Source organism: Paenibacillus methanolicus (assembly GCF_008124765.1).
In the GTDB taxonomy this organism is placed as follows: Bacteria; Bacillota; Bacilli; order Paenibacillales; family Paenibacillaceae; genus Paenibacillus_Z; species Paenibacillus_Z methanolicus.
The window spans coordinates 34957-51699 of sequence record NZ_VNHS01000008.1; the positions used below are offsets into that span (position 1 = coordinate 34957).

The window sequence follows — 16743 nt, forward strand, 5'->3', positions numbered from 1 at the left end:
ACGACAAAAATGCCTCGAGCAGACCGAAGCGAGTCATCGACGAAGCACCAGGATTCGTTACGAATTGTATCTTTTTAATTGAAATCGATTCAACAGCTCTAATCTTTGACCAGATATTCAAGAGCTGTTTTATATTTTTCAATTCTGTCGTAGTCTTTTTGTGTAGGCTCTTTAATTCTAAAAATATTTAAATTCTCTTCAATATCCGCAATTTTCACATTTCTTGAGATTGGATTATTCTTAGCTCTTTCTATAAATTCCGTATAGTTTTCTCCTTCTCTCTTTGTCAAGTTCGATATCGCACTGATAAGCTCCTCTTCAAGTCCTTCCTGTCTCAACACGTCCAACGTTATACAGGTATCTTCGACAACATCATGTAACACGGCAACGATCTTTTCTTCCAACGTTGTCACTCGATTCATGACAGCCAGTGGGTGTAGAATATATGGTAATCCGCCCTTATCAGTTTGTCCCCTATGGGCTTTAAGCGCAATTGCTATTGCCGTCTCTATATCCATTGTGATGATGGCCTCCTTTTATGGTATACGGTATAAATGAAGGTTTCGACCCCCATGTATTAATTTCTGATAAGACTTACAAGATTCCTTAACGATAACGAACGAAGCGGCTCGTCCGCCGACGCCTGAACACATTGTTATTAAAATTCACTGCTATGTAGCGCTAACCCAATACCAATTCTTCTCTAATTTTTTCACTTGAATAAAATCCCCAAATAACATTTCATCCGGGCTTTTTCCATCAACGGTATATATAAATCCAGCGAAATTATCGACGACTCCACGATAAGTATAGAATAGAATATGGGTATCCTGTCCTCTTCCTTCGCGAACAATCTCACCACCGCCCTTGGACAATTTTCTGTATTTTTCAGGTAAATGTATTATAGCTGCATTGTAAGATACGTTAGGTTTCAACGAACCATCTAATACCATTTTAATAACTTCTTCACGTTCTGACTTATTGAAACGATGATCAAGATTTAGTGTCAATGAAGTAAAAGGAACAATTAATATCAGTATAAGAACAACAATATTTATCAAGATTGGTATCCCGTTTCTTGCTCTTTGGAATGGTTTACTTACAACAAAGTATACAAAAACTATCGATGAGCAAACTATAAAAACTAGATAACCAAACAGCTCAATGAACGGCGCAAAAAAAGGGGTGAAAATATCCACAAGGGCCCAACGATAAATTTTTTGAAGTAGAATAGTTAATGAGCCTATCAATCCGATCGATAACATAAAATAAAACAAAATATTCGGTTGCTTATTTTTAATTTGCTTTGTTTCTTCTTCCATGACTCAGCTCCAATATAAAGGTTTTATTGGATTTAAATAACGTTCCGTGTGTTCACGACTTCCGAAGCAGGCGGATGTGTACAGCTGAAATCCCTCCCCGTGCGCGTTCGTAGGCATTTCATGTCGTTCTCGCTGCGGACGGAGGGGATTCCTTTGCTTCATGCGAAAAGCGGGTATGTCTATCATGGCATTTTGTATATTATTCTTCAACTTTCTGACAAAGGGGATGCGAACATGCCGATCGATTGCTTGGGATGCCGAATCGCACGCGGCTTGGAGCCCGGCGTGCAAATCGTATACGAGAATGAATGGCTGGCCTGCGTGCTCGATATCGCGCCGTTCAACGAGGGGCATCTGCTCATCCTGCCCAAGGTGCACGTGCTCGACGTGGAAGAGATGGAATTGTCGACTGCTCATGCGATCATGGAAGCATCGCGGATGCTATCGGTCGCCTTGAAGCGCGCTTTTCGCCCCGACGGCATTACGATCTGCCAGAACGGCGGACGATTCAACGATCTCGGACACTACCACATGCACCTCATTCCGAGATACGAAGGCGACGGCTTCGCATGGAGCGATCCGCTGCATTCACACGGTGCGGAGCAGCGGCTTGAGCGGACGAGAGAAGTACTGCGCGGCGTGCTGCGCGAGCCCAACTAACCAACGGTTAGATACTACGAATTACCTCCTCTATTCAGCGAAATCTCCTGCCATATCCTTGCGAAGAATTATGCGCCCACCTATACGGTACGAGATCGCAACCACGCAGGAGCCAAGACAACATAGCCCGCATAACAAGTACATGCGTTCATAAGAGATCCAGCCGGCAACCGGCCCCATGACAAACGCATCCTGATGGCCGCCCCATTACTCGAACAATTCGGCGGCCGTTTGTTCGTGATGCGCGTCGGCGTTCTGGCGATTGAAGCATTGATCCGGGCGGAAGGAACCGGGGATTTCCCGATGCAATAAATTCGCAAGCGCGATACATCCGCAGTTGCACGAGCGGCGTATTGCCTACCGTGCCCAATATGGTTCTCAACCTCCTTTGAACCTCAGCAATCGCATACTGTTCAGAATCACGATCAAAGCTGCCCCCGTGTCGCTAATGACCGCGATCCATAACGTGAGCAGCTCAGGGAAGATCAAGATCAATGCCGCGGCTTTAATCATGAGCGAGAACCATATATTCTGCTTGATGATTCGAATCGCCTTGCGGCTCAGCTTCACCGTGTGAGGCAGCTTCTCCAGATTATCCGCCATGAGCACAATATCCGCCGTCTCCATGGCGGTATCCGTGCCGGCACCGCCCATGGCGATCCCCAGGTTAGCCGTTGCAAGAGCTGGCGCATCGTTGATCCCATCTCCGACCATGGCAACGCGATGTCCCTCGCCCTGAAGCCGCTTGATCGCGTCCACTTTCTGTTCGGGGAGCAGCTCGGCGAAATATCGGGTAACCCCCGTCTGGAGCGCGACCTTCCGCGCTGTGCCCTTATTATCGCCCGTAAGCATGACTACCTGCCGAATACCCGAATGCTGCAGTCCCTTCAGCGCTCGCACCGAACTCTCGCGCACTTGATCCGCCACGGCGATGACGCCGAGAATCGTGCTCGCCGTACCGACGATCACGATCGTATTTCCTTCTTGCTGCAGCGATTGAATTCGGGTTTCCAACTCGCCGAGCGATACATGAAGCTCCAGGAACAATTTCAAGTTGCCGGCGAAATATTCGGTGCCCCCGATCCTCGCCGCTACTCCTTTGCCCACTAAGTTGCGGAAGCTTTCGCCGGACGCGGTAGAGATCCCCCGTTCCCTCACATAGTCGGCCACCGCTTTAGCGATCGGATGCGCGGAATATTCCTCCAGGGTATAGGCAATAGATAATAGTTCCTCCTGGGTCGCCTCCTCAGGAATCACTTGCGAAACTTTTGGTTTCCCCTCGGTTAACGTACCTGTTTTGTCAAAAGCAACCGCCGAAATCCGGCCGGCCGCTTCCAAGAAGGCGCCGCCCTTGATAAGAACGCCATTCTTGGCCGCATTGCCGATCGCGGATACAATGGCCACGGGCGTGGAAATGACCAGGGCGCACGGGCAAGCGACGACCAGCAACTCTAACCCTTTATAGAACCAGTCGCCCCAAGATCCCGTTCCCGCAAGCGGCGGCAAGACCATAACGCCAAGGGCAAGAAGTAACACAATCGGCGTGTAGATTCTCGCGAATTTATCGACGAACGCTTCCGTCGGCGCTTTTTGCTCTTGCGCTTCTTCCACCAGATGAATGATCCGCGAGATGGTCGTATCCTCCACCAATTTCGTCACGCGAATTTCCAGCGATCCATGCTCGTTGATCGTACCCGCATATACGGTATCGCCCGCATGCTTATCGACTGGAATCGATTCCCCTGTTATCGGCGCTTGGTTGACGCTGGAATCCCCGCTAATTACGGCACCGTCTAGCGGAATCTTATCCCCTGGTTTGACGACAATGACGTCCCCTACGGAAATTTCTTCGACAGGTGTTCGGACAAGTTGTTCATCGCGTTTCACGTAGGCTTCCGGCGGCGCAAGATCAATCAAGCCGCGAAGGGAGTTCCTCGTTTTCTCGATGGAACGCGACTGGAAGATATTACCTAACGCAAACAACCATACGACCGTCGCCCCCTCGAACCACTCTCCGATCGCGGCGGCTCCGATAACGGCTGCCGTCATCAGCACGTTCATATCCAGCGACCGGCTCTTCACGGCATAATAGGCGCTTCGGGCCGGTTTGTATCCGACGAGCACGATTGAGATCGCATACAGCGCGTTGATCAATAACGACGAAACCCCGGTGTAAGAACCGATAAACCCGCACATCAGCAGGACTCCGGATAGTACGACCGCGTTCATGCTCGATTTGTCCAGCTTCGCTTCGCCAGTCCGCCGATTGGACATTAGCGCAGCTTTAAATCCCGCCTTGGATACTTCCTTAATGATGTCTTCGACAGAATTGTCGTGTTCGATCGTCATTTTTCCGGCGGCAAAATGGACGCTTACCTGTTTGACGACGGCATGCGATTTGAGGTGATTTTCTATCGTCATCGCGCAAGAGCCGCAATCCATGCCCTCGATCAGGTAAGTTCGCGCATTCCCTTTTTGCTTCACGCTCTCACGACTATATCCTCCTAATTTCCCTGCCGTTTCGGACAGCTTTTCTAGGACAGTCTCGTTTGAAGAAGTCGCCGAGCAGCTATCGTCCGCGCAGCAGGCATCCGTCGCCGGTTTCGCCGGACTAACGTGAAGATCGAGACTTTTCTTGAACTTGAGTTCCTTCGGCTTCTTCGGTAATTCGGACGAACACCCTTTATTCGTACAGCAAGAATCGTCTTTCTCCTTTTCATCATTCATCTTTAGACGCCTCCTTTATGTTCTGGGACAGCAATCCAATTCATCATTCTTCTCGCACGCAGCTACTTCTTCTTCCACTTGTTCGAACACGGAATCCATCCGTTCGAGCAAGTTCAGAATCTGTTCGTTCCTTATGCTGTAATACATGTATTTCCCTTCTTGCCGGCACACGATAATGCCGCAACCCTTTAGACAAGCCAGATGCTGCGATATATTAGACTGGTTTCCATTCAGGTCATCCACGATTTGCGATACGGTCTTTTCTTTATATTTGATGGATTCGAGAATTTGCAGTCTTGTCTTGTCGCCAAAACCACGAATGAATTTGGCCTTCATCTCATAGCCGCTTTTCCCCATTTGCTTTTCTCCTCCAAGCCCTCATTTCAGTCCTCACTAATATGAATGGTATTAGCGATCCCTAATATGCGTGTCATTAATAAGATCTAACGTGTAACAGACCTCCTGAATACGATCATGGAATGGTTCGATTATATAATAACGTTTGCATTTTGCAAATATCAGTGTTATAACTGAATTAGGAGGTCATGACCATGGAAAACGTACGAAATTTGTTTCAGATTCTGGCGCGAAACTTTGGATTATTGAATGAGCAATGCTGCGACAACTGCTGCGGCCAAGAAGTCTCCCTCGTCCAGAGCCATATCCTCTATGAGATCAACCGGCAGCATCAGCCTTCGATGCAAGAGATCGCAGGCGCGCTCGGGATGGACATCACAACCTTTAGCAGACAAGTCAAGACATTGGCGGATAAAGGATTCGTGAAGAAAACTCCTCATCCAGCCGATAATCGCATCAATATCCTATCCTTGACCCCTGAAGGTCTTGCGATCGAGAATGCCATTCATCTTACCGTAAACGCTCAGCTTCACGGCATCCTCTCCACCATGTCCGAGTTTGAGAAAGATACCGTCATCCGCTCTATCCAACTTTTTAACGATGCAATGCAAAAGTCCGATTCGTGCTGCGTGCCTCCAAAATAAAGGAGGTATATATTTTGTCAAATAGTTGCAATTTGCAAATATAAGAGCGCGCCTACATGAAAATGAGGAGGAAACGAAATGACAAACCCATTGCCAACCGCAATTATCGGCGGCGGACCCGTAGCTTTAGCAGCCGCCGCGCAGCTTGTAAGAAGAAAGTTGCCTTTTATGCTATTTGAGGGAGGGACTCAAATTGGGGCATCGGTTCTTAGCTGGCGGCATGTGAGGATGTTTTCGCCATGGACGTTCAATATCGATTCCGCCGCCAAGGAACTTTTGCTCGAGTCGGGTTGGATCGCGCCTCCGCAAGATGAGATGCCTACGGGCGAAGAGCTTGTGAAGCTCTATCTGGAGCCGCTTTCCGAATTGGCTCCGCTCAAGCCGAATATTCATTTGGAATCCACAGTCAAAGCGATTTATCGCAAAGGATTCGACAAAATGAAGACGGCGGGTCGCGAACGCGCTCCTTTCATCGTCGAGTACGAGCGCCAAGGCCGCCTCCTTCGGGCGGAAGCTTCTGCCGTCATAGATGCCACCGGAACATGGCTGACGCCCAATCCGATCGGCGCTAGCGGCAGCACGGCAGAAGGCGAGAAGGAATTCGCGCGTCAGATTGCGTATGGCATTCCAGATAGCATAGGTTCGAACAGAGACCGATATGCCGGCAAGAATATCGTTGTCGTTGGCAGCGGGCATTCCGCGATTCAATCGCTTACCCTCCTTCATGAATTGAAGCTGCAAGTTCCGGCAACCACGATCCATTGGGCGCTAAGAAAGAATGCCGTGACGGATGCCTTCGGAGGCGGGGAGAACGACGGTCTGCCAGCTCGCGGCGAGCTTGGGACCCGTGCCAACCAATACGTGCAAAGCGGAAACGTCCTGGTGCACGCTCCGTTCCTCATCCATCGGCTAACGAAAGACCTAGCAACGAACAAAATCACCCTTCATGGCACGAAGTCAGACCGAGATTATGCCATCGATAAAATCGATGAGGTTATCGTGGCCGCGGGATCCAGACCCGACTTTTCCTTCCTTCGCGAACTGCGATATGCCGCCGATTCCGTCGTCGAGTCAGTACCGCAACTAGCGGAGCTCATCGATCCTAACCTCCATAGCTGCGGCACGGTTCGACCGCACGGCGAAGCCGAGCTCCGCCAGCCCGAGAAGAACTTCTATCTTGTAGGTTCGAAAAGTTATGGCCGCGCGCCGACATTCTTGCTGGCTACTGGATACGAGCAGGTTCGCAGCGTGGTGGCCGCTTTAGCCGGGGATTATGAGGCCGCGCGCGAAGTAAAGCTCCAACTCCCCGAGACGGGCGTTTGCTCGGTGCCGAAACCATCGGCATCCGTTACGGAGAGCGCCGGCTGCTGCGGTCCACAACTGAAGAAACAATCGTTCAAGCCTCTCGCGGTGTCCAATTCGAGCAGCTGCCGCAGTCCAGTGAACGAAGAAGCGCAGTCGCCATCATGCGGTTCCTCTACCTGTTAACTGATAAGCGTCTATTAGGTTTGCGTTCCGATACCTGCCTGCTGCAAACGAAAAAGCCAGACGATCTATGGTCGTCTGGCTTCTCGAACATGCGGTATAACTTCGCGCCGCATCGCGTCAACACAGTGCCCTTACGTGTACAGCTTCTCCAACGCCTCGCGCTGCGACAGTTTAATGTTCACTTTAGGACGAATCGACTTCGCCAATGATTCAGCTTCTGCGATCGTCTGGCTTAAGCCCAACTCGATAAGCGTGCCCACGGCTACCGCACCGGTTCGACCGCTTCCGCCGCCGCAATGGAATCCGACCCTCTGACCACGTTTATAAGCTTCGACGACGTGATTGATCGCTTCCTTGAACAACTGCTCCTGGGGAACCTCCGCCTGATCGCCAAGGGGGACTTGAACCCATTTCAGATTCCCGTTCGGATAAGCGCACTCGGTCGCCTCGCCTCGTAGATCTACGACGACTTCGATTCCCTCATTGTGAAACATCGCTTCGACATCGGCCGCCCCGCCAAAATAAATCTTATCGTCTACAAGCCTTTGGTAATTCTTCTCCATGCTCTCGCCCCCTGCCAGATTCGCGATGATTACTTTCCCGTTTCCACGAACGCCTGAATACGGCTCTTGATCGAGTCTCGCACCTCGCGAAACTTGGCCGTAATTTCTTCCTCGGTACCTACAGCCTTCGCCGGATCGTCGAATCCCCAATGCCATTTCACGACGCTCGGGTTGGAGATGACCGGGCAGTGCTCATCGGCATGGCCGCAAAGCGTAATGACGATGTCGGCGCGATTCAAGGTCTCCGGATCGATGACGTCGGAAGTATGTTTCGCGATATCGATACCAGCTTCCTTCATTGTGGCCACGGCGCGAGGATTCAAGCCATGGGCTTCGAGACCCGCGCTTTCGACCTCGTATTGATCGCCGCCAAATGCCTTCAAGAAGCCATCCGCGATTTGACTGCGGCAGGAATTCCCGGTGCACAAGAAGTAAACGAGCGGTTTCTTTTCCATGAGTACGATCTCCTTTATGGTGAATATATGGGATACTACAGGTTCAACGTCGAGCGGCTAAGCCCGTCGGGCGTTCTTCTGCTTACGCGATTGAGCGGCGACGAACAAAATCAATGCAAGCACGGAAATAAGTCCAATCGCCGCAATGAGCAACCAAATATTGAAGCCGACGGAATCGATGACCAGCAGCCACAGGTACAATCCAAGGAGCGTAATGAGCAGCGTCGGCACGGTCAGCAGAACGCCGACTTTGAAATAATAGCCCCATCCGATTTTGACGCCCTTCTTGGACAATACATGCAGCCATAACAAGGTAGCCAACGACCCGATCGGGGTAATTTTGGGACCAAGATCGGAGCCGATCACATTCGCGTAGATCAACGATTCGCGAATAACGCCGTCCGTTGCGGTGCCTTGTATGGCGAGCGCGTCGATCATGACGGTCGGCATATTGTTCATGACCGACGATAGAATGGCGGCGATGAATCCTGCGCCTACCGTCGAGACGAACAGCCCCTGATCGGCGACCCATTGGAAAACCTTCCCGAGTTCATCGGTAAGGCCGACGTTCCGCAGGCCATATACGACCACATACATGCCGATCGAAAAGACGACGACCGCCCATGGTGCGCCTTTAACGAGCTTCCAAGCGTGAATCGACTCGCTTTGCCGCGCAAAAAACAGCAGGACGATCGCCGCTGCGCCGGCTACGAAAGAGACCGGAACTTGAATCGTTTCGCTTAACATGTAAGCGGCTAGAAGCAAGCCTAAGATGACCCACGATAACCTGAATAACCGATGATCTTTGATCGCATCCCGCGGCACCTTCAGTTGTTTCACCTCATAGCGGTCCGGAATGCCCTTCCGGAAATAAAGAAACAGCACCAGCAAGCTTGCCGCAATCGAGAAGAACGTCGGCACGATCATTCGGCTCGCGTAATCCACGAACGTGATGGCGAAGAAATCGGAGGAGACGATGTTTACCAGATTACTTACAACAAGCGGCAGCGACGCCGTGTCCGAGATGAAGCCGCTGGCCATAATGAACGGCAAGATCATCCTGTCGTCGAACTTTAGCGCTCGTACCATGGCCAGCACGATCGGGGTCAAAATTAGCGCCGCTCCGTCATTGGCAAATAACGCCGATACAGTCGCTCCCAGCAAAATGACGTAGACGAACATCAAGCGGCCGCTCCCGCCGGCGAAGCGGCCCATATGTAAGGCAGCCCATTCAAAGAAACCGATTTCGTCCAATACCAACGAAATAAAGATAAGGGCTACGAATGTCAGCGTGGCATTCCAGACAATCCGAGTCACATCCCAAACGTCGGTTAACGAAACGACGCCGAACATAAAGGCGATTACCGCTCCTCCGGAAGCGGACCAACCAATATTCAGGCCTCTGGGCTGCCAGATGACGAAAACCAGCGTAACCAAAAAAATAATCGAAGCGATCGCGAGCATGTGTCCTCCTTGACTAATCACAAGATAAATTCGTTCGAGCTTCAAGCCTCTCCTGCATGCATGGCAACTGCTCGACGATGCTATGAAGAAGGGGCTTGTCCGCCACGTTCAAGGAATAATAAATCCATTGACTGCGTCTTGTTTCCTGGACAAGACCGCCGAGCTTGAGCTTCCTTAAATGCTGACTTACGTTGGGCTGGGTCGTCTCCAATATATCCACGATGTCGCATACGCACATCTCCTTCTCTTTCAACAAGGCCACGATGGTTAATCGGGTCTTGTCCGAGAGGAGTTTCAACCATTCGGATAGCTCTTCGATCGTGCTCATTCGGTACACTCCTTTCGGCGTCGATAAAAGCAGTTAGTATTCGAATTATATACGCATACCCTTATATAAGTAAATAATAATATCACCATGTACTTATATGGAATACAAGCCGATTACGAACGAAAGCCGAACACCGGGCCCCGCGGTAGCGAGGACCGGGAGTCAACCTCACATCTTCCGTCTGTCCCGCGCCGCCTGGACGAACCCACGGATAAGCGGATGCGACGCTCCCTTGAGCGCCGAGCGCTCCGGCTGGAACAGCATGCCGATCATGAACGGGTGAGACGGAAGCTCCATGATCCGTGTCGTTCCATCCGTATCGACGCCCGCGATGCGCAATCCCGCCGCCTCCAGCCGTTCATTATAGGCCGGATCCGGTCCGTAATTGCACGTGCCGTATTGTTCGACCGTCTCCTGCGCGCCATAGATAGCGGCCGTCCGCGATCCCGGCGTCAGGCGGAACGCGTTCGTCTGCTCGCTGACGAAGCAAGTTAGCGGCGCGACGAGGACGACCGAAGCCTCCGGATTAATCTCCGCATGATCCGCGTCTGCCAGGCCCGCGACGTTCCGGGCGAATTCGATGATCATATGCTGGAATCCGCCGCACGTGCCCAGGAACGGGACTCCACGCTCCCGCGCGTATCGGATGCCGTTCAGCGCGCCGTTCATACTCCGATACGGGCTAGCGGGTACGCACCACAAACCGTCATAGCGCGCGAGCTTGTCTTCTGCCGCCTCGTCCAAGCGCGGCGTCGATATCCACTCGGATTCCGCTTCCGCGCCGATCGCCTCGGCCGCCAACCGAATGGCTTCCGGTATGGCGCGGTGCGCTACGACCTCTTCGTTATAATCGCCGATCAACCCGATTCTCATCGTTCTACCCGCTCCTCTCGATCGTTTGTCCGTCATTCAATAATTGCCATAAAGTAGTAGTATAGCGACCGAGGAATCCGGGCGTCAATAAAAAAATCCTCCTAGGACAAGGAGGATTCGATCCATTCACGCAGACTGCCGCTGTCTCGCTTGGACATCCTACCGTATAAACCGCGTCCTTCGACCACGATTTCGTAGGTTCGTCCATCGGGCGACAACCAGAGCGCGAACGTCTCCCGAACGCCGGCGTCCATGTTCGTGCCGACGATCTTCATATCCGGCGGCCGCGACATCGAGACTTCCGCGTTCTCCCATGCGACAGCCCCCATCCACGCCATGAACCGCTGCACCTTGCCAGCATCTGTCGTATCGGCAACGACCGGATACCGGCTGGGATGTTCGCGGTCCGGCTTGCCCAGCTCCAGCTTATTGATCGCGCTTGCATTCGTTCCGGCTAAATTCGCGGCGGCCGCGATCGCGTCTTGCGAGGGCGAATCCGGATGCGCCGGAACGCCGTCGCCGCATCCTATTAAGCTCGCGCCTAGAAGCATTAACATGCAAGCGCCCTTGATCTTCATCATCCGCAACCTCCTCTCTTATCCCCCTCAATGGATGATAAATGCGCTATTAGAATGGACGTCCGTGCATCCGTAAAAGTTACCGCCCTTGCGAATTTCGCGCCGCAAACGAACGAAGGCCGCCTCTCTCTCCTGAGTAACTCATGGGGGAGGCAGCCTTGCTTCGGCTATTCTCTGCATGCCCGGTCCGATGCTCAATCCACGGAAAGGACCAGTTCGAACGAAACATCGGACAAATATACGGTAATGAGCAGCCCCGACTTAATGGGCGGCAGCGATGCGTCTCGGCTAATTTCCTGCGGAGACAGCTCTAGCTCCACCCCGTGGTTGGACATGGTGACCAAGAACAGCCCGTTATGCAGATTCAAAAACTCGCCGACGGACGCTTCGGCCATCTCGTCCGGGGCCGCGATGTTCTCCTCCGCATACGCGGAGGCCAGCCGCAGGAACGCCTGCTCGTTCATCGAGAACCCGGTCGTCAGCTTCGCTTGACCCGAGATTCGCTGCAACACCAACCAGTCGCAATGGTAGTCCCGCGGGATCGCGTTCACCTCCATGAACAGCTGGCCGTCGATGAAGCGGATCATGTTCTTGGCCAGCAGCGACAAATACTGCTGGTACCACTCGTTGTCCTTCGTCTGGTCCAACTTGAGGAGCGTCGAGACGAGCACGTCGATATCGCCGTTCTTGATCGCTTCGAACTGCTCGTCGGAGAGGTAATTCTCGCGCTTGTACTGCTCCAGCGCCTCCTGGAATTGTTCGAGCGTCAGCGTCCCCTGATCGATCAACGCCTGCCCGAGCACGAGATGGCTTTCCTTCTGCGCGGATAATAGCTCGCCAAGCTGCTCTTCGGTCAATAGCCCTTTATCGATCGCGATTTCGCCGAAACGCTTGTCCATCGTGGCCTGGAGCTGGTTGATATCGTCCGCCTGCGCCGCGCTCATGTACCCGGCGTTGACCGACAGCACCCCCAGTTTGACCCGCGTGGACTGCAGTTGATCGAGCGCTTCGTGAAGCTGCGGCAAGGAGACCAGGTTCCTGTTCAACAGATAATGGCCGAAATATTGGGTAAACATGCTAGCTCTCCCCCCTGTTCGTCGCCTTCTCCATGACGCGCTTGATCGCCTCGGCCGATAGCGGTTTCTGCACGAAATCATAGGCCCCGAGCTTAATCGCTTCCTTTAAATTGGTTTGCGTGCCGACCGAAGACGCCATGATGACTTTCGTCTCCGGCAGTTCTTCGCGGATTTCCCGGAGCGCTTCAATGCCCGTCTTAACCGGCATGACGATATCCATGAAGACGACCTCGGGACGATGCTCCTGGGCGATCGCCACGGCCTGCTCCCCGTCCAACGCTTCATGAATGCGCTCGTAGCCGAGGTCCTCCAGCATTTCGCGAAGCTTCTTGCGTATCAGTACGGAATCGTCGCAAATGACGATGGTCACATCCTGGTTCATCTTGCCGCTCCCCTTTGCTTCCTAGATCTGCTTCGTGATCAAATTGCCGCTTTTTCGAACAACCTCTTATTGCGCACTGCCATAGTTTGCTTCAATTGACTTCCTTTCCATTCACGGACTACAGCAAGCGGATGAACGCCTTGCCTTGCTCATCCAGGTTGCGCGCCGCCTCTCCGATGCTCTCGAAATCGTCGAGCGCTTGCCGGATGCGCCCTTGGCTGTCCGCGACCGCTTCCTCCGTTCTGCGCGAGCCGGCCCCGATCTTGACGACGGAAGCCGAGATTTCTTCCACGTTCTGATGCACTTCCTGCGCGGCATCCTGCACCTGCTTCGCCAACGAACGAACCTCGCCCGCCACGATCGCGAAGCCGCGGCCGTATTCCCCGGCGTGCGCCGCTTCGATGGCGGCATTCAGCGCCAACATATTGGTCTGGGTGGCGAAATCCCGAATCGTCTGCACGATGCTCCGGATCGCGTTCGCCTGCTTCTGCAGCGATTGCACGAGCTCGGCGTTATCCGACGCCTCCGCGGCGATTCGGTCGACCGCCGTCACAAGATCGCGATTGCGCGTCATGCCGTCCTCCGCCCGGGCGCGTAGTGCCTCCGACAGTTGACGCAGCTGCGTGGTCACGCCGGAAGCGTTGTTCTCCTGCCGAACCGTGACGTCCGTGGCGACTTTAATGACCGCTTGCACGCGCCCGCCTTGAAACACGGGCATATAAGCGGCTTCGAGCCATATGACCCGCCCGTCTTTGGTTACGCGTTGAATTTTCTCTTGAATTTTCTTCCCTTGGCGAAGCTGGTTCCACATCTCCGCATATTCCCGGCTCTCCGCGAATTCCCGCGTGCAGAACTTCTTATGCGACATGCCGGTCAGCTCGCTCGCCCGATATCCGACCGCCCCGGCGAATTTCTCGTTGGCCCATAATACGGTTCCTTGCAGATCAAATTCGATCATGGCCAGCGATTGCTCCAGTGCGGCCAATACCGAGCCTTGTTCGAGCACCTGCGTGCTAACTCCTGCTTTAAGCGAATCGGCCATCATTATCCTCCTTGTCCGTCCCAATTCCATTATTATTCATCAAGACCAAGCGAATAATTCCATTCCGCCACAGGAGAACGCGCGGCGGCATCTCGCGCGGATGCCGTGGGGCGACGAGCCTAAACTTCCGGGATGGGATACTTGGCGAAATACGCAAAAAGGGCAAGCCGTCGAGTGAATCGACAGCTTGCCTTTGTCTATCTTTGGTTTACACAACCATCAAGCCTGCGCAGCCGCATACCGGCGAAGATCCGCCAGCAGCTGCATGCACGCTTCGCGTTCGGACGCCTTCATTGCGGCGAGCAATGCGATGATTTTCGTCAGCGCCGCGTTGTTTCGGCTGAAGAAGAACTTCAGCAACATATTGCGCATTTTGAACGTCTCCTGCTCCAGCCTTCGGAACGTATCCAAGTAGGGAACCTCTTGCGCCACGATGCCCAGCTGCTGCAAGTAGCCGATGCGGACGAGCATCATTTTTTTGTGTTCCCACAGATTATGCATTTGACGAACATCGAGATTGATCCGGTCCTCGATAAGCAGCCCGTAATACTCGCCAAGCGCGTCGTAGACGTCCATCCCCCATCGGCCCGGCTCCGCATTGCGGTACAACCGCAGACGATCGCTGGAGTTGCGCGCGTTCACGTAGTCGTCCAGCATATCGGCCATCAGCGCCACGTCCAAGTCGTACTTGCCGATCTTGAAGTCATACTTGTAGGCCGCGTACTCTTCGGGCGCCACTTTCCGGCAGACCGAGATCGCGTTCTGGCGCGTATCCGCTTGGTAAGCCGTATCGAATACATCGAATTCGAGCTCGCGCAGCGTGAACTGCCGATTCCGGTCGAAGACGGCGTAGTGGTAGACCCTTCTAGCCCGATCGTACCCGTAGATGAAAATATCGTGCGTAAAATGATGTTCGCCGTATGCCAGCGTGAACGGAATATAGTATTCGTCGACGTAAGAGAAGAAGTAGAACCCGCCGTCGATCTGACGCTGGATGTAGTCGTGAACGCTAATATTGAACCGTTTCAATTCGGCTTTGTCCGTCTGGCGATACTCCAGCCAAGGCACGTTGCCGAAGATAATGAGCAGATCGGGATAGAAATCCAGCCGATATTCGTTCAAGTCGATGTAATGCTGGGAAATGTACATTTGCATGTAATTGGTATGAATCCAAGGCTGACATTCTTCGTAATTCTGCAAAATCCCGAGCACGAACGCATGCCCGAGAAAGCCGTACACGTCCGGCTGGGTGAACGGCAGCACGCGCCGCTCGAGCGACTGCGCCGTTTCGACTGGCTGCGTCATGGGCTTCCCCTCTCTGAACTTATCGTGAGATTAGAACGACTCCGCGTCGGCGAACATGCGCGTGCACCGGTTGCACATCAGCAGATTATCGTCGCGCAGGTAATCCCGGAACGCCGTTGCGCGCTCGCCCTCCCACATGTCCTGGAACGAATTCTCGTAGATGTTGCCGTACTTATAATCAGGCAAGTCCACGCAAGGATAGACGTCGCCCGTCCGGCGGATGACCATCTCGTGCCAAGGAGCTACGCATTTGGAACGCTCGAATACGTTCTCGATGTCGGTGAAGTAGTCGTGAATATCGACGAAATGAGACGTGTCGATGCCTTCTTCGGCCCACAGTTCCTCAAGATCGCGCTTCAACTCGAGCGTATCGATCCCGATGTCCTCTTCTACGAAGCCCTGCCAAGCCGGGGATACGTCGCAATTCAAATGCTCCTTCATCTGGTCGGCGTAAGCTTGACCTCGCTCCGGCGTCGTGAAGAGCAGCGGCGCCAGGTTGACCGACAGGTCGCGACGCTTCATCCATGGATTGCGGGAGTCATGGAGGACGACCGACTCGGACGGGAACCGTTCGCGCAGCGCGCGCATGAAATCCTTCACGGACTTGTAGTTGTACTTGGAGAGCACCATCGTAATATTGATGAACGGGAACATTTTTTTGCGGCGGCGTTTCTCCTGGATAAGCGCGTCGATGTTCTCGCAGATCGTCTTGAAGCTGCCTTTGCCCCGGATCGAATCATGGAACTCTTCGGGACCGTCGATGGAAATATTGAGCGCGACGATATTCTCCATAATGAATTCGACGCGATTCTTAATTAGCGATCCGTTCGTAAGGAGATAGACGTTCGCCTTGCGGCTGCGCAGATAAGTGACTAGCTCGGTAAAATGCTTATATAGCATCGGCTCTCCGCCGGTAATGATGACGCCGAGATTCTTGTTGTTCTCGGTCACTTCGCCCAAAAACCGCTTCAGCACGTCGATATCGAGCTGTTCGCGGATCGCGCGCTGCGGCTCCTTGAGCGCCCATCCCGTCTCGCCCCAAATGTGGCAGAAGCTGCAACGGTAATTGCACAATTCGGAGGGGAACAAGGTGAGCTGCTTGATTTGCGGCTTCAGCTGACGGACGTGCTCCACGAGCGCGGTCCCGCCTAATCGTCCTGCTTTCGTTAGCATAGCGAACCCTCTTTCTATCGGATCTTAGTAACCGGATTGTTGGACATAGTTCAAGATGCTGTTGACGCTGGAAAAATGGCGGAAGTCGAGATCGTCGTCGTTCCATGTCAGGCCGAACTCCATTTCGGCGGCGATGACGAGCTTGATGAAGGTTAGCGAATTGACGCCAAGCGCGGTCAAATCCGCGTCCGGGTCGAGATCGTCGAGCATGGACGGATCGTCCACGTTGTCCCGGAGCATCGTGATGATGCGCTCTCTTAGCTCCTCTTGTTCTTGAATTTCCGTCGTCATTATGAATTCCTCCTA

Annotated in this window: 19 protein-coding genes; 3 read left to right on the forward strand and 16 right to left on the reverse strand. The window is 53.1% G+C overall.

Translation table 11 applies throughout. The annotated features are described in order from the left end of the window. Window positions 1-98: 98 nt before the first annotated feature. Entirely contained in the window at window positions 99-518 is a 420-nt protein-coding gene (locus BCM02_RS20525) for a GTP pyrophosphokinase (protein ID WP_222871025.1), read from the reverse strand. A 153-nt stretch (window positions 519-671) separates the two neighbouring features. Further along, window positions 672-1322 carry a hypothetical protein gene (locus BCM02_RS20530; RefSeq protein ID WP_148931011.1) on the reverse strand — a complete coding sequence of 217 codons (651 nt, stop codon included), beginning with the start codon at window positions 1320-1322 and terminating at the stop codon, window positions 672-674. A 234-nt stretch (window positions 1323-1556) separates the two neighbouring features. Here BCM02_RS20530 and BCM02_RS20535 point away from each other — a divergent pair, with 234 nt between their 5' ends. After that, entirely contained in the window at window positions 1557-1982 is a 426-nt protein-coding gene (locus BCM02_RS20535; protein WP_148931346.1) for an HIT family protein, read from the forward strand. 378 nt (window positions 1983-2360) lie between these two features. Here BCM02_RS20535 and BCM02_RS20545 read toward each other — a convergent pair whose 3' ends face one another. After that, on the reverse strand, window positions 2361-4709 hold the full coding sequence (locus BCM02_RS20545) for a heavy metal translocating P-type ATPase (protein WP_148931012.1): 2349 nt from the start codon (window positions 4707-4709) through the stop codon (window positions 2361-2363). 15 nt (window positions 4710-4724) lie between these two features. Continuing rightward, complete coding sequence (locus BCM02_RS20550) at window positions 4725-5066, reverse strand: ArsR/SmtB family transcription factor (RefSeq protein WP_148931013.1); 342 nt, start codon at window positions 5064-5066, stop codon at window positions 4725-4727. A gap of 194 nt (window positions 5067-5260) precedes the next feature. Here BCM02_RS20550 and BCM02_RS20555 point away from each other — a divergent pair, with 194 nt between their 5' ends. Both BCM02_RS20555 and BCM02_RS20560 read left to right on the forward strand, forming a co-directional pair. Then, window positions 5261-5710, forward strand: coding sequence for a MarR family winged helix-turn-helix transcriptional regulator (locus BCM02_RS20555; protein ID WP_148931014.1), 450 nt, complete (start codon window positions 5261-5263; stop codon window positions 5708-5710). A 78-nt stretch (window positions 5711-5788) separates the two neighbouring features. After that, entirely contained in the window at window positions 5789-7198 is a 1410-nt protein-coding gene (locus tag BCM02_RS20560; protein WP_148931015.1) for an NAD(P)-binding domain-containing protein, read from the forward strand. A gap of 131 nt (window positions 7199-7329) precedes the next feature. On the opposite strand, the gene BCM02_RS20565 is transcribed toward BCM02_RS20560, so the two are convergent. From BCM02_RS20565 to BCM02_RS20620, 12 genes are all read right to left on the reverse strand, one after another. Beyond that, the gene (locus BCM02_RS20565) at window positions 7330-7761 is read right to left on the reverse strand and encodes a protein-tyrosine phosphatase family protein (protein ID WP_148931016.1); all 432 of its coding nucleotides are present in this window, start codon (window positions 7759-7761) and stop codon (window positions 7330-7332) included. A gap of 29 nt (window positions 7762-7790) precedes the next feature. Continuing rightward, complete coding sequence (gene arsC, locus BCM02_RS20570) at window positions 7791-8216, reverse strand: arsenate reductase (thioredoxin) (protein ID WP_148931017.1); 426 nt, start codon at window positions 8214-8216, stop codon at window positions 7791-7793. Between the two features lie 57 nt (window positions 8217-8273). Continuing rightward, the gene (locus tag BCM02_RS20575) at window positions 8274-9680 is read right to left on the reverse strand and encodes an arsenic transporter (RefSeq protein WP_148931018.1); all 1407 of its coding nucleotides are present in this window, start codon (window positions 9678-9680) and stop codon (window positions 8274-8276) included. A gap of 13 nt (window positions 9681-9693) precedes the next feature. Next, the gene (locus BCM02_RS20580) at window positions 9694-10008 is read right to left on the reverse strand and encodes an ArsR/SmtB family transcription factor (protein ID WP_148931019.1); all 315 of its coding nucleotides are present in this window, start codon (window positions 10006-10008) and stop codon (window positions 9694-9696) included. Window positions 10009-10176: 168 nt separating this feature from the next. Next, window positions 10177-10881, reverse strand: a complete 705-nt coding sequence (locus BCM02_RS20585; RefSeq protein ID WP_148931020.1) for a CTP synthase C-terminal region-related (seleno)protein — start codon at window positions 10879-10881, stop codon at window positions 10177-10179. A gap of 101 nt (window positions 10882-10982) precedes the next feature. Continuing rightward, window positions 10983-11462 (reverse strand): hypothetical protein, encoded by a 480-nt coding sequence (locus BCM02_RS20590; RefSeq protein WP_148931021.1) that lies wholly within the window; start codon window positions 11460-11462, stop codon window positions 10983-10985. Between the two features lie 191 nt (window positions 11463-11653). Beyond that, window positions 11654-12535: a cyclic di-GMP-binding domain-containing protein, MshE-related gene (locus BCM02_RS20595; RefSeq protein WP_148931022.1), complete on the reverse strand. Its 882-nt coding sequence runs from the start codon at window positions 12533-12535 to the stop codon at window positions 11654-11656. Between the two features lies 1 nt (window position 12536). Beyond that, window positions 12537-12917 carry a response regulator gene (locus BCM02_RS20600; RefSeq protein WP_148931023.1) on the reverse strand — a complete coding sequence of 127 codons (381 nt, stop codon included), beginning with the start codon at window positions 12915-12917 and terminating at the stop codon, window positions 12537-12539. Between the two features lie 118 nt (window positions 12918-13035). Beyond that, window positions 13036-13959: a methyl-accepting chemotaxis protein gene (locus BCM02_RS20605; protein ID WP_246183485.1), complete on the reverse strand. Its 924-nt coding sequence runs from the start codon at window positions 13957-13959 to the stop codon at window positions 13036-13038. Between the two features lie 219 nt (window positions 13960-14178). After that, window positions 14179-15264, reverse strand: a complete 1086-nt coding sequence (locus tag BCM02_RS20610) for a cysteine peptidase family C39 domain-containing protein (RefSeq protein ID WP_148931025.1) — start codon at window positions 15262-15264, stop codon at window positions 14179-14181. 30 nt (window positions 15265-15294) lie between these two features. Beyond that, window positions 15295-16437: a radical SAM/SPASM domain-containing protein gene (locus BCM02_RS20615; RefSeq protein WP_148931026.1), complete on the reverse strand. Its 1143-nt coding sequence runs from the start codon at window positions 16435-16437 to the stop codon at window positions 15295-15297. 24 nt (window positions 16438-16461) lie between these two features. Next, the gene (locus tag BCM02_RS20620; protein ID WP_148931027.1) at window positions 16462-16728 is read right to left on the reverse strand and encodes a phosphopantetheine-binding protein; all 267 of its coding nucleotides are present in this window, start codon (window positions 16726-16728) and stop codon (window positions 16462-16464) included. Window positions 16729-16743 lie beyond the last annotated feature (15 nt).